Source organism: Mesobacillus sp. S13, assembly GCF_020422885.1.
GTDB lineage: Bacteria > Bacillota > Bacilli > Bacillales > Cytobacillaceae > Mesobacillus > Mesobacillus selenatarsenatis_A.
The window spans coordinates 221,979-234,289 of sequence record NZ_CP084622.1; the positions used below are offsets into that span (position 1 = coordinate 221,979).

At 44.5% G+C, this 12,311-nt stretch carries 16 protein-coding genes; 15 read left to right on the forward strand and 1 reads right to left on the reverse strand.

The window, feature by feature from the left end:
• The first annotated feature begins 75 nt into the window (after window positions 1-75).
• Both LGO15_RS01210 and LGO15_RS01215 read left to right on the forward strand, forming a co-directional pair.
• Window positions 76-558 carry a PH domain-containing protein gene (locus LGO15_RS01210; RefSeq protein ID WP_167834263.1) on the forward strand — a complete coding sequence of 161 codons (483 nt, stop codon included), beginning with the start codon at window positions 76-78 and terminating at the stop codon, window positions 556-558.
• On the forward strand, window positions 551-1,999 hold the full coding sequence (locus LGO15_RS01215) for a PH domain-containing protein (RefSeq protein ID WP_226086390.1): 1,449 nt from the start codon (window positions 551-553) through the stop codon (window positions 1,997-1,999). Before LGO15_RS01210 ends, LGO15_RS01215 begins: the two co-directional genes overlap by 8 nt.
• Before the next feature lie 89 nt (window positions 2,000-2,088).
• On the opposite strand, the gene LGO15_RS01220 is transcribed toward LGO15_RS01215, so the two are convergent.
• On the reverse strand, window positions 2,089-2,673 hold the full coding sequence (locus LGO15_RS01220) for a rhomboid family intramembrane serine protease (RefSeq protein ID WP_226086391.1): 585 nt from the start codon (window positions 2,671-2,673) through the stop codon (window positions 2,089-2,091).
• Window positions 2,674-2,842: 169 nt separating this feature from the next.
• Here LGO15_RS01220 and acpS point away from each other — a divergent pair, with 169 nt between their 5' ends.
• The 13 genes from acpS to LGO15_RS01285 all read left to right on the forward strand — a co-directional run bounded on the left by acpS (window position 2,843) and on the right by LGO15_RS01285 (window position 12,213).
• Window positions 2,843-3,196 (forward strand): holo-ACP synthase, encoded by a 354-nt coding sequence (gene acpS, locus LGO15_RS01225; RefSeq protein ID WP_226086392.1) that lies wholly within the window; start codon window positions 2,843-2,845, stop codon window positions 3,194-3,196.
• 191 nt (window positions 3,197-3,387) lie between these two features.
• The gene (locus tag LGO15_RS01230) at window positions 3,388-4,401 is read left to right on the forward strand and encodes a LolA family protein (protein ID WP_226086393.1); all 1,014 of its coding nucleotides are present in this window, start codon (window positions 3,388-3,390) and stop codon (window positions 4,399-4,401) included.
• Between the two features lie 276 nt (window positions 4,402-4,677).
• Window positions 4,678-5,835: an alanine racemase gene (alr, locus tag LGO15_RS01235; protein WP_226086394.1), complete on the forward strand. Its 1,158-nt coding sequence runs from the start codon at window positions 4,678-4,680 to the stop codon at window positions 5,833-5,835.
• A gap of 193 nt (window positions 5,836-6,028) precedes the next feature.
• Complete coding sequence (locus LGO15_RS01240) at window positions 6,029-6,310, forward strand: CopG family ribbon-helix-helix protein (protein ID WP_031308192.1); 282 nt, start codon at window positions 6,029-6,031, stop codon at window positions 6,308-6,310.
• Window positions 6,311-6,314: 4 nt separating this feature from the next.
• The gene (ndoA, locus tag LGO15_RS01245) at window positions 6,315-6,665 is read left to right on the forward strand and encodes a type II toxin-antitoxin system endoribonuclease NdoA (RefSeq protein WP_041967053.1); all 351 of its coding nucleotides are present in this window, start codon (window positions 6,315-6,317) and stop codon (window positions 6,663-6,665) included.
• A 705-nt stretch (window positions 6,666-7,370) separates the two neighbouring features.
• On the forward strand, window positions 7,371-8,204 hold the full coding sequence (locus LGO15_RS01250; protein WP_167834257.1) for an RsbT co-antagonist protein RsbRA: 834 nt from the start codon (window positions 7,371-7,373) through the stop codon (window positions 8,202-8,204).
• On the forward strand, window positions 8,201-8,557 hold the full coding sequence (locus LGO15_RS01255) for an STAS domain-containing protein (protein ID WP_041967776.1): 357 nt from the start codon (window positions 8,201-8,203) through the stop codon (window positions 8,555-8,557). The genes LGO15_RS01250 and LGO15_RS01255 overlap by 4 nt, the downstream gene beginning before the upstream one ends.
• A gap of 4 nt (window positions 8,558-8,561) precedes the next feature.
• A complete protein-coding gene (locus LGO15_RS01260; RefSeq protein ID WP_041967777.1) occupies window positions 8,562-8,963 on the forward strand; it encodes an anti-sigma regulatory factor in 402 nt (133 codons plus the stop codon).
• A gap of 11 nt (window positions 8,964-8,974) precedes the next feature.
• Window positions 8,975-9,985: a PP2C family protein-serine/threonine phosphatase gene (locus tag LGO15_RS01265; RefSeq protein WP_167834256.1), complete on the forward strand. Its 1,011-nt coding sequence runs from the start codon at window positions 8,975-8,977 to the stop codon at window positions 9,983-9,985.
• A 57-nt stretch (window positions 9,986-10,042) separates the two neighbouring features.
• Window positions 10,043-10,375 (forward strand): anti-sigma factor antagonist, encoded by a 333-nt coding sequence (locus tag LGO15_RS01270; RefSeq protein ID WP_167834255.1) that lies wholly within the window; start codon window positions 10,043-10,045, stop codon window positions 10,373-10,375.
• Window positions 10,372-10,845 carry an anti-sigma B factor RsbW gene (rsbW, locus tag LGO15_RS01275; protein WP_167834254.1) on the forward strand — a complete coding sequence of 158 codons (474 nt, stop codon included), beginning with the start codon at window positions 10,372-10,374 and terminating at the stop codon, window positions 10,843-10,845. Before LGO15_RS01270 ends, rsbW begins: the two co-directional genes overlap by 4 nt.
• Window positions 10,823-11,617, forward strand: a complete 795-nt coding sequence (gene sigB / locus LGO15_RS01280) for an RNA polymerase sigma factor SigB (RefSeq protein ID WP_144481156.1) — start codon at window positions 10,823-10,825, stop codon at window positions 11,615-11,617. Before rsbW ends, sigB begins: the two co-directional genes overlap by 23 nt.
• Window positions 11,614-12,213: a PP2C family serine/threonine-protein phosphatase gene (locus LGO15_RS01285; RefSeq protein WP_167834253.1), complete on the forward strand. Its 600-nt coding sequence runs from the start codon at window positions 11,614-11,616 to the stop codon at window positions 12,211-12,213. The genes sigB and LGO15_RS01285 overlap by 4 nt, the downstream gene beginning before the upstream one ends.
• Window positions 12,214-12,311 lie beyond the last annotated feature (98 nt).

Here is a 12,311-nt window from a genome sequence, read left to right on the forward strand (position 1 = left end):
TATAGTGCCATACTTACGTTTTGTTGTTGTATACTTAGAAAGGTGCTATTAATTGGAAAAATGGGAGGAATCCTTATGACGATTTCTGAGCCGCAAAAGCGGATTTCCAGGCAGGCATTGACCGTGTGGAAAATTGCTGCTGGCCTCCATTCCCTGGTGGTATGGATAGTAGCAGGCGGTCTGATCGCCATGACGATTATATTTGATTTTCCTATCTGGATTATTGGTGCAGCCCTTGCTGTGGCTGCTGTATATAGCTATTTATTTATTATATTATTGCCTTCCTTGCGCTGGAAACGCTGGCGCTATGAAGTCAGGGAGCAAGAAATTGAACTTCAATACGGGGTATTCATCATTAAGAGGACGCTCATACCGATGATCCGTGTCCAGCATGTCGATACCCAGCAAGGACCTTTGCTGCGGAAATACAGGTTATCGACAGTAACCATTTCGACAGCTGCGACGATCCACGAAATACCTGCGCTTGATATGGAGGAGGCCGAAAACTTAAGGATTTCCATTTCAAGATTGGCAAGGGTGGCGGATGAAGATGTCTGAACCGAAAAGGCTGCATCCGATTGCCGCTGTCGTCAATGCACTTCGCCAGCTGAAGGAAATGATCATCCCATTCTTGATCTTCGTTGTATTTGGAAGCCGGGGAACCGATTGGGATCTCTTTTACTTCTTTGGATCGATTGGTGTCGTCGTGCTGGTATTGGTTTATGGAGTTTTGTCGTGGTACCGATTTACATATCGCATCGAGCAAGGCGAATTGCGGATTGAATACGGATTGATCGTCAGGAAAAAGCGCTATATTCCATTCGACCGGATCCAAAGTCTTGATTTGTCAGAAGGAATCTTGCAGCGGCTGTTCGGGCTTGTGAAGGTGAAGGTGGAGACGGCAGGTTCAGGCGGAATGGGACTCCAGGATGGAGAGGCAATCCTTACGGCGATCACGAAGCAGGATGCACAAGAAATCCATGATTATCTCGTTTCCATTAAAAAGTCTGGGCAAATGCTCCAAGGAGAAGAGGAGCCACAATCATCCGATGATCTTCTTTATAAAATCTCGGTTCCAGAGCTATTAATGCTGGCGACGACATCAGGCGGCGTCGGTGTCGTCATTTCTGCGGTGCTTGCGTTCGTATTCCAATTTGAAGAGTTCATTCCCTATGAGCAAATTTTTGATGGAGTCGAGAACTTTGTTCAAAACGGCGTTATTTTTATCAGTGTTGTCGTTTTTATTGGATTCCTGCTGGCATGGATGATCGCACTATTTGGGACGATGCTGAAATACGCTAATTTTACCGTGAGAAAAGTGGATAATGACCTAGTTATCACAAGAGGATTACTGGAAAAGCGTCAGTTCACGATCCCGCTCAATCGGATCCAGGCTGTCCGGATCAGCGAGAATCTCGTCAGGCAGCCATTAGGCTATGCATCGGCATTCCTGGAAAGTGCGGGTGGCTCGGCGCTTGACCAGGAAAGCTCCAAGGTCCTCATCCTGCCGATTGTGAAAAAAAGAAAAATCCCCGACCTGCTTGAACCGCACTTGACGGAGTACCACTTCCGCGTCAATATATCACCTGCGCCTGTGAGGGCATATAGCAGGTATTTATTGAAGGGCTGGATATTTACACTGCCGGTCATCATTGCAGCCATCTGGTTTTTAAGGCCATGGGGCTTTGGCGCATTGCTCCTGCTCCCGGCTTCAGCCATTTGGTCCTACCTGAATTACAAGGATGCAGGCTGGAGTCTCGACCAAGGGATGCTGACCTTCCGATACCGCAATATCGTCAAGAACACAGTATATATGAAGAAAAATAAAGTCCAGTCATTCAGCATGAAAGAAAGCTTTTTTCAGAGGAAAAAGAATCTCGCTACCGTCGAGGCCATTGTGAAGTCAGGGCATGGCGGAGCTGGCGGCAAAGTCATTGACCTTGAGAAAAAGCATGTTGATAGGATCTATCATTGGTACTCACATGAAACATCAGAGTGAGGAAATTAAAAACGGCTTTGTTCAGCAGAGCTTGATATTTCTTCACTCATACCAAAAAAAGCGCCCTTGAGGCGCTTTTTAAAATGTGATTACCTTCTATAAATGGCAGCACCGATTAGAAAACCAGCAAGCATGCCGAAAATATGGGCGGTAATATTGATGTTTGATTGGACGAACGTCATGATCACGGCGATGATGGCAATCGTCATGATTGTCTGGGAGTTTTCACGTGACAACATGGCTTTCCGGAACATTATGATAGAAATATAGAAACCAAACAGGCCGAAGATGGCCCCGCTCGAGCCTACATGTGTGTATGTCAACGGTTCGAGGATCAAGGTAGCGACGTTTGCAGCGATGCCCGTCACGAGGTAAATCAGAATGAATTTCGTTTTGCCAAGCATCTGCTCGAGTGCCGGGCCGAATAAGACGAGTGAAAAGCTGTTGAACAGCATATGTGCAAAACCGGCATGCATGAAGATCGGTGTGAATAGTCGCCAGTACTCTCCATTCACAACATACAAATTCACACCGGCTAAAAGTCCAAACAGGTATTTGCTTGGAAAGATTGGCAATGCCGTCAGCAAGTATAATAAGATATGGATGGTTATGATGATAGAAATTACCGGGTAAAACCTAATGAAGTCGCGCAAGCTTTCGGTTCTTGTAAACATGGAAACCTCCTCGGTCCTCATTATCGCGAGGCTTGGATATTTGTGAATTAGGTGTGATGAAAAATCTCTTTTCAAATAAAGGTCCTAATTTAAAGGATAGCCTTAACCGGCAAAAGTTGTACACTATTTTGTATGCTGCATGAAGCTTTTTTAGAAGGGAGCTGGAAAAATGATCATCGGAACAGGAATCGATATCGTGGAAATCGACCGGATCCGCAAGCTGGTAGAATCGCAGCCGCGTTTTCCGGAGCGAGTTTTAACAGAAAAGGAAAGGGAAGTTTACCGACAATATAATGAGCGGAGAGGAATTGAATTCCTTGCAGGGCGCTGGGCGGCGAAGGAGGCTTTTTCAAAAGCGAAGGGGACTGGCATCGGCAAGGAATTGTCCTTCGTGGATATCGAAGTCGAAAACGACCCGCATGGGCGGCCAATCGTCACGAAGCCTTATATGGAGGGAGTCCACCTATCTATTTCACACAGTGAGCAATACGCTATCGCGCAGGTGGTTATCGAAAAAATTTAAAATGCTTGTCAATCCCAGGGGCATATTCGCCCAGGTTGTCTCATATATTCATAATGCAGTAAGGGAGACAAGGCTAGGGCGGCGAGAACATGGCTGCACGAAGACTACTCAAGCAATTTTGCAGCCAGTGTCTTATTCCTGTCCTTTCTTTCCCTTTACACGTTTAAATGAGACTAAAAGGGGTTGGAAGAATGAAGAAAAGGTTATTGTTGCTTCTCGCCGGGCTCATGGTTGTTTTTGCTCTGGCTGCCTGCGGTACGAAATCACAGGAATCTGTGGTTAAGGAGTTGGATGGAACGCTCGAGGACCTGAAGAGTTACAAGGCTAAGGCAAAGATGACATTGCAGATGGGTACGGAGCCGCAAGTGTACGATGTGGAGATTTGGCATAAAGATCCGTCATTTTACCGTGTGAACCTGAAGAATGCCCAGAAGGACCAGAGCCAGATGATCCTCAGGAATGAGGAAGGAGTTTTTGTTCTGACACCAGCGTTGAACAAGAGCTTCCGTTTCCAGAGCGAATGGCCGAAAAACAGCAGTCAGGCGTACCTTTACGAATCTTTAATCATGGATATTCTCGAGGATAAGCAAGCGAAGTTCTCGGCGACAAAGGAACATTATGTGTTCGAAACAAAAACAAGATACCAAAACAATAAGATGCTTCCGATCCAGGAAATCAAGCTGAACAAAAAGAACCTGGCACCAGTCAGCGTCAAGGTGATGGACCCTGACCGGAATTCATTGGTTACGGTTGAGTTCTCAGACGTGAAATTCGACGCAAGCTTTGACAAGGATGCGTTTGATATGAAGAAAAACATGACAGGTGCACAGCTTGAGGTACCTGTAATGGCAAATGCGGAAGACAACGAATTCACCGTGAAATATCCAGTTGCAGAAATTCCAGGCGTGACTTTGATTGATGAAAAAGAGATCACGACCGAGAATGGTAAGCGCGTGGTGCTCACATATGACGGCGAAAAATCATTCACGCTGATCCAGGAAAAAGCAGATGCGATGCCTGCAATGTCCTCTGCGATCAACATGACTGGAAAACCTGTCGACCTCGGATTCACAATCGGAGCCATGAACGAAACCTCCGTTTCGTGGACACACCTCGGTGTCGATTATATGCTGGCTTCAACAGACCTATCACCAGAAGAATTGGAAATGGTCGCAAAGTCAGTACTGGCTGATATGGAAAAATAATACCTTAAAGGCAGGCTCAGTGTAACCTGGGCCTGTTTTTTTATGGGTAAGGAATAAAACTATAATGCGGCTTTTTAAGGGGAAAAATCTGATTTTAAGGAATATCAATATATATTTTTTTGCGGAATAAACAACTTTACCGGCCCAAACTGCGTTTCCGGCCACGTACTTTCTGCTCCAAAGCCCCGTATATATTATCCATTTGACATTGAGTTCTTTCGGTTTGATAATAAAACAATAAAAAATAATGTTCGGATTGAAGGAAGTGGAGTTTCGGTGGAGGAGCAAGGATTTTTTTACCGTGATACATGGGCAGAAGTGGACCTGGATCACATTAGGGCAAATGTGGAGGGAATCAGGGACCATTTACCTGAAAACGTTGAATTTATTGCCGTCGTGAAGGCCAATGCGTACGGACATGGGGATTCACAGGTGGCCGAGGCGGCATTGGAGGCAGGTGCATCCATGCTTGCTGTCGCGTTCATGGATGAGGCACTCGCGCTCAGGAAGAAGGGGGTCACCGCACCGATCCTCGTACTGGGTGCCAGCCGGCCAGAGGATGTAAATATTGCATCTGAGGAAGGGATCATCCTTACAGTTTTCCAGGAGGATTGGCTGGGAAAAGCACGTGAAGTACTTAAAGCAGATGCCAGCTTGTCTCTTCATATAAAAATAGACACAGGAATGGGACGGATTGGAATCCGTTCCGTAAAAGAATTGAAGTCTGCGGAAAAATTGATCGAAGATGATAAAAGACTCCAGCTGCATGGCATCTATACGCATTTTGCTACGGCGGATGAATTGGATGACACGTATTTTAACAAACAGCTTGCTTTGTTCCGGGAAATGCTTGGGGCATTGGAAACGCAGCCGCCGATCGTCCATAGCAGCAATAGTGCCGCTGCTCTGATGCACGCGGATGCCCGCTTCAATGCGGTAAGAGTCGGAATTGCGATGTACGGGCTGGCTCCGTCAATGGAGATTGCGCCAGAATTGCCTGTCGAGCTGCATGAGGCGTTCACGCTGCATTCCAGGCTCGTTCATGTAAAGAAGCTTGAAAAAGGTGAGAAGGTCAGTTACGGCGCGACCTATGAAGCGCCTGAAGAAATTTGGGTAGGGACACTTCCGATTGGGTATGCTGATGGATGGATAAGAAGACTGCAGGGCCAGGAAGTACTGGTCGATGGCAAAAGGTCACCGATCATCGGTCGGATCTGCATGGATCAATGCATGGTAAAGCTTCCGTACGAGGTCCCTGTAGGAACGATCGCTACCTTGATCGGCAGCCAGGAACAAGAGTCAATCTCCATCAATGAGATTGCCAGCAAGCTAGAAACGATCAACTATGAAGTCCCTTGCATCATCTCCTCAAGGGTGCCAAGATTGTACAGACAAAATGGAAAAGTGGTCGATTTGAACAATTCACTGTTATAAAACACATCCATTAATTAACAAACCTGTGCAATCCCGCTAATACCATGCATAAAATACTAAATTTTTGGCGGATAATACAGAAGAATTGCTGATTTACCTTTGCATCTGGCATAAATAGTGATAATATTAGTAATGGTAGAGAGATAACGAACTTAATAATGGTATGTAGTGATGATGGTGGAGGTGTATGTTTGTGTCTGAATCCAGCGCAACAACTGAGATTTTGGTAAAGTTACCGCAGCATCTTTTAAGTGAACTAGATGGATTTGTTAAGCAAGAGAACGTAAACCGCAGCGAATTTATTTATCAGGCAACAAAAATGTTTTTGCGTGAGAAGAAAAAGAGACAAATTCGTGAATCCATGAGACGTGGCTATATGGAAATGGCCAAGATTAATCTGACCATTGCATCTGAAGCATTTCAAGCAGAATACGAGGCAGAACACACAGTTGAACGTCTAGTCAGCGGAGGATAATCCTTTGATTGTCAAACGTGGTGACGTCTATTTTGCGGACCTATCCCCAGTTGTTGGTTCAGAACAAGGCGGAGTTCGCCCTGTCCTGGTCATCCAAAACGACATCGGGAATCGGTTTAGTCCCACAGTCATTATCGCAGCGATCACAGCACAGATCCAAAAAGCCAAGCTTCCCACTCATGTAGAAATAGATGCGAAGCGGTACGGTTTTGAACGAGACTCGGTCATCTTATTGGAGCAAATACGCACAATCGACAAACAGCGCCTAACCGATAAAATTACCCATCTCGATGACGAAATGATGGAAAAAGTGGATGAAGCCCTTCAGGTAAGTTTAGGTCTTATCGAATTTTGATTTAAAGCACGCTCTTAAAACAGAGCGTTTTTTTGTAACCGAACACCTGGCCTGCCAGCAGGCCTTATACATAACCCAAAAATAAAAATCGGATGTTTTCCTGTGTGAGAGGCAAGCTTATGGGCTTGTCTCTTTTTTATTGGGGAGAAGGTCGGAAAAGTAGGCTGGGGTTATGACAGGTTTGATGAGAATAGCGGAAAAGCTGTCAGGAGAGGGTCCAAGTACGGACAGGTTTGGGTAGAAACCAGGAAAAGCTGTCAAAAGAAGGCCTAACTTAAGACAGGTTTGATGAGAAAAGAAGTAAAGTTGTCAGAAGTAGCTCCAAGTTCAGACAGGTTTGGGTGGAAACTAAGTAAAGCTGTAAGAATCCAGTTCAAGTTCGGACGGTTTTTCAAAGGAAAACAAAAAAAGCGGTCCCCCAAAACCCCAATCAGCCTGGTAAATCAAAGAGATTCTACTAATCCTGACAAAAATTTATCTCACAGAAAATTGAATTCAGCAAATTAAGGGATAATAACTACAATGCAATAAACGCAGAATTCTGTCGATAAGTTGATTTTATTTGACGAAAGAAAACTGTTATCATTTAATGGAGATATATTATCAGGAAATTTATGAATATTTATTTACAGTTTTAAAATTGGTTTACATTTGGACGGATGAGGGTAATGTAAAATTTTGTTGTGATAGAATGGGGAGGATGGAATGAATAAAACTATATCGAATTATATTCAGGCTCATAAACAGGATATCCTGGATCAATGGATTGATAGAACGAAGGAAGAAGCAGATGAACGGGTTGTCCGCGTTGTATCAGATCGGGTTTTCCAATCTGCGAGTAAGGAATTCATTGACCTGATCATCTCGAATTTCAAGGGCACGAGCGAAGAGTATAAAGAAAGGCTGACGGATTTTGCCGAAAAGGTTGTCAGGCTTGGCTGGCCGTTGACGTTTGTCACAAAAGGTCTTCACACCTTTAATTTGATCGTTTTTGAAGGAATGCAAAAGGAAGGGATTGTGACGACGGAGAACCAGATGGAAATCGTTTATGAGTTTGATCGCTGGGCAACGCCGATGAACAATGAAATCGTCAGCGTGTATTCATCCACCTGGGAAAGAACCGTTTCCCTTCAGAAAATTGCCTTGCAAGAGCTTTCGGCACCACTCATCCCTGTATTTGACGGAATTACAGTGATGCCGTTAGTCGGTACAATTGATACGGAGCGGGCAAAGCAAATCATGGAAAACCTGCTGAAAGGTGCGGTAAAACACCGTTCCGAGGTAGTTCTGATAGATATTACCGGTGTACCTGTTGTGGATACAATGGTTGCCCATCATATTATCCAGGCGGCGGATGCTGTCAGGCTGATTGGTGCTAAGTGCATGCTGGTCGGGATCCGTCCTGAAATTGCCCAGACCATCGTCAACCTGGGCATCGACCTGAACCAATTTACAACCAAGAACAACTTGAAAAAAGGAATCGAAGCAGCTCTTGAGCTGACAAATAAAAAGATCGTTTCATTGGAGGGAGCAAAGTGAGAATACCTATCCTAAAGCTGGATGATTGTCTGTTGGTCTCCATTCAGTGGGAGCTTGATGACCAGACCGCTCTTCAATTTCAAGAGGATTTGCTCCATAAGATACATGAGACAAGTGCCAATGGGGTCGTCATCGATCTAACCTCAATCGACTTCATCGACTCTTTTATCGCCAAGGTTCTTGGGGATGTCATCAATATGTCCAAGCTCATGGGTGCGATTGTAGTCATTACCGGAATCCAGCCTGCTGTTGCCATAACGCTAATTGAATTAGGGATCGGCCTTGATGATGTCCTAACTGCATTAGATTTAGAAAAAGGTTTGGAGAAATTACAACAGGAATTGGGGGAATAGCTGAATGGACATCCAATCCTGCGTTACGATTATTAATGAATGGGACATCGTGGCAGCGCGCCAGCTTGGCCGGAATGTTGCGAAAGAGCTTGGGTTCGGCACTGTTGACCAAGCAAGAATCACCACTGCCATCAGTGAGTTGGCCAGGAATATTTACTTGTACGCCGGAAAAGGACAGATTTGCATAGACAAGCTGTATGATGGCGGAAAAGCGGGATTGCGAATCAATGCAGTAGATAGCGGCCCGGGTATAAAAGAAATACGCCAGGTAATGGAAGATGGTTTTTCAACATCAGGAGGACTAGGAGCCGGCCTTCCCGGAGTGAAGCGTCTTATGGATGAATTCGACATAGACTCAACACCCGGACAAGGAACACAGATTAAAGCAACTAAATGGCTCCGTTAGGGGGAGAAAGTATGGATTTCCGAGAAATGATGGAATCAAAGTATCGGGATATTCTTGACAATTATATAAAAGAGCAATCAGAACAAGCATTGTATGCAGGGCAGAAATTCAGCCGGAAGTCGATTGAACACAAGATCGCGCCGGAAGAAATCATCAGCGTGCATAAAAGCTTGCTTCTTGAGATGTATCCTGAACTTCCGGAAGATATTATGCATTCTTTTGATATCCTGCTTGAAGTAATGATTGGCTATGGTATCGCATACCGTGAGCATCAAAGCCTAAGACACCAGCAGGAGGAATTAAGGTCCGAAATGGAGATTGCCGCCAATGTTCAACAAACCTTGCTCGGGACCAAAATCCCGGCAGTTCCAGGTATTGATATCGGGGCAATCAGTGTTCCAGCAAAGCATATGAATGGCGACTACTTCCATTTTGTCCAGGATGAGAACAATAATATCAGTGTTGCGATCGCTGATGTCATCGGGAAAGGGATTCCGGCAGCTCTCTGTATGTCCATGATCAAGTATGCGATGGACAGTCTGCCAGAAAACCGGCTTGACCCAAGCAGCATCCTGGAAAATCTGAACAGAGTCGTTGAGCAGAACGTTGACCCAAGTATGTTCATCACGATGTTCTATGGAATGTTTAATCCTTCAAACAACATCTTTTATTATGCATCTGCAGGGCATGAGCCGGGCTTCTACTATGATTCCAAAAAGAAGGAATTCACCGAGTTAGTTGCAAGAGGCTTGCTGTTAGGGGTGGACAAGCGGACGAAGTATACCCAGTATGAAAAAGAAATACTTCCTGGGGATATGGTAATCCTGATGTCTGACGGAGTAACAGAATGCAGGACGGAAGAAGGCTTCATCGAAAAGGAAACATTAATCGGATATATAAATAAATATATTCACTTAAATGCTCAGGAAATTGTCAATAATATCTTTAGAGAACTTGAAAAACTTCAGCATTTCCAATTGCGTGATGATTTTACATTAATCATTTTGAAAAGAGATGTTTAATTGGGTTTCAAACGGGTAAATCATAAGAGCAATTGAATTGTAAAGGGTGGGTCATTTATGAATATTTCGATAGATGTGAAAGAAAAAGAATCAACGCTAGCAGTCAAAGTAAGTGGCGAAATAGATGCATATACAGCTCCACAGCTTCGTGAAAAGCTTTTTCCTTTGTCCGAAAAAGAGGGCGTAAAGATGGTTGTTGACCTTTCAGAGGTCAATTATATGGATAGTACTGGGCTTGGAGTATTTGTAGGAGTATTCAAAAACGTACGTGCACATGACGGTGAGTTCAAGATCGTCGGGTTGTCCGAGCGTTTACAGAGACTTTTCGAAATCACTGGCTTGGCCGATATTATCGATATAAACAGCCAGATTGAGGGTGGAGTGCAATGAACCAGTCATTTGACTATATAGAAATGAAAATCCCGGCTAAACCGGAATTTGTTGGAGTCATTCGTTTGACCCTGTCTGGTATTGCAAGCCGAATGGGTTTTACCTACGACGAAATTGAAGATTTAAAGATTGCTACCAGCGAAGCTTGTACGAACGCTGTTCAGCATGCATATAAAAACAATGAGAACGGCGAAGTCATCATCGGTTTCGGATTGTATGAAGACAAGCTTGAAGTGATGGTTGCAGATAATGGTCAAAGCTTTGATTTCCATTCAGCACGCCAGGGACTTGGTCCTTATGACCAGAATAGTTCAGTGGAATTCCTTCGCGAAGGAGGCTTGGGACTGTATTTGATCGAAACCTTGATGGACGAGGTTCGAATCCATCACAAAGAGGGCGTCACGGTCTTTATGACCAAGTACCGAGAAGGAGAGCAGGTGGAGAGAGATGCAGAGACAATCTCAACCTAAGCAGAGGCCAAAAGAAGAGATTAATGAGTTAATCAAAGCCTACCAGCTGCATGAGGATGCAGACGCCCAAAATGAGCTGGTTCTTCACTATCAAAACCTTGTCGAAACAATCGCGAGAAAGTACTCAAAAGGAAGGTCATTCCATGAGGATATTTTCCAGGTTGGAATGATTGGTCTTTTAGGCGCAATCCGCCGATACGATGAAACATTCGGTAAAAGCTTTGAGGCATTTGCCGTACCAACCATCATTGGAGAAATCAAAAGATTTTTAAGAGATAAAACATGGAGCGTCCATGTACCGCGAAGAATAAAGGAGCTAGGTCCGAAAATCAAGACGACAGTCGAAGACCTGACCACCCAGCTGCACCGCTCACCACGTGTGGATGAAATTGCGGAGGCGCTCCAGGTTTCCGAAGAAGAAGTGTTGGAAGCTATGGAAATGGGCAAAAGCTACCAGGCATTATCTGTTGACCATTCTATTGAAGCTGATTCTGACGGTGGAACAGTTACCCTGTTGGATATCGTTGGAAACATTGATGAAGGCTATGAAAAAATCAATCAAAGAATGGTGCTCGAAAAAGTGCTCCATGTCCTGAGCGAACGCGAAAAGTTAATTATCCAATATACCTACCTTGACAACCTCAGCCAGAAAGAGGCAGGAGACAAGCTTGGTATTTCACAGATGCATGTATCGAGACTTCAAAGAAGAGCGATCAAGAAACTTCAAGAAGCGATTCATGCGGAAAACAACAACTCGGAGTACATTACATGATCCAACAGTTGAAAGACAAAATAGAACTTTATGCTTACCAGACAATCAAAGAAGGTAAAATAGAGTGCGGTGACAGCTATTTTTATACAGCGACTGATGATTATTTTGTCTGTGTACTTGCTGATGGGTTAGGGTCCGGGCAGTACGCCCATGAAGCTTCTGCGGCAGTGGTTTCGGTAGTAGAGCAACATCACCACGAAGATGTTGATACACTTATGAAATACTGCAACAGTGTCTTAGTGCAAAAGCGGGGGGCCGCTGTATCAATCTTCAAAGTCTACTTCGAAAGCCGTGAGTTTGTATACAGCTGCGTAGGAAACATTCGCTTCTTCCTCTATACCTCGAATGGCAAGCTGACATATCCATTGCCAGTCACAGGTTATTTATCAGGCAAGCCGCAAGTGTTCCACACCCAGAGATTTGTTTATGAGCCAGAATCAAAATTCCTGATTTACTCAGACGGTTTTGACAATATCCACGGCGCTAAAACGATTTTGAAAGGGTACCGCTCGGTTGGTGCAATCGCAGAACAAATCAAGAGTGAATATGCTAATTCAATGGATGATGCAACTTTTATTGTAGGAAGTCTACTTTAGCCGGTGGGCTTCTTTTTGTTTTTTAAGGTAGGGAACAGCGGGCTATAATAAAAGTTGGTGCTGACGACCGGGAGGTTATATTCCCTTCGTTGTAAGCC

Coding starts and splice junctions, on each gene's coding strand:
- LGO15_RS01215 (WP_226086390.1), top strand. CDS start 551: ATGTCTGAACCGAAAAGGCTGCATCCGATTGCCGCTGTCGTCAATGCA.
- sigB (WP_144481156.1), top strand. CDS start 10,823: ATGCAGAGACAATCTCAACCTAAGCAGAGGCCAAAAGAAGAGATTAAT.
- LGO15_RS01230 (WP_226086393.1), top strand. CDS start 3,388: ATGAAGAAAAGGTTATTGTTGCTTCTCGCCGGGCTCATGGTTGTTTTT.
- LGO15_RS01210 (WP_167834263.1), top strand. CDS start 76: ATGACGATTTCTGAGCCGCAAAAGCGGATTTCCAGGCAGGCATTGACC.
- LGO15_RS01270 (WP_167834255.1), top strand. CDS start 10,043: ATGAATATTTCGATAGATGTGAAAGAAAAAGAATCAACGCTAGCAGTC.
- LGO15_RS01265 (WP_167834256.1), top strand. CDS start 8,975: ATGGATTTCCGAGAAATGATGGAATCAAAGTATCGGGATATTCTTGAC.
- acpS (WP_226086392.1), top strand. CDS start 2,843: ATGATCATCGGAACAGGAATCGATATCGTGGAAATCGACCGGATCCGC.
- LGO15_RS01250 (WP_167834257.1), top strand. CDS start 7,371: ATGAATAAAACTATATCGAATTATATTCAGGCTCATAAACAGGATATC.
- rsbW (WP_167834254.1), top strand. CDS start 10,372: ATGAACCAGTCATTTGACTATATAGAAATGAAAATCCCGGCTAAACCG.
- LGO15_RS01220 (WP_226086391.1), bottom strand. CDS start 2,673: ATGTTTACAAGAACCGAAAGCTTGCGCGACTTCATTAGGTTTTACCCG.
- LGO15_RS01285 (WP_167834253.1), top strand. CDS start 11,614: ATGATCCAACAGTTGAAAGACAAAATAGAACTTTATGCTTACCAGACA.
- LGO15_RS01260 (WP_041967777.1), top strand. CDS start 8,562: ATGGACATCCAATCCTGCGTTACGATTATTAATGAATGGGACATCGTG.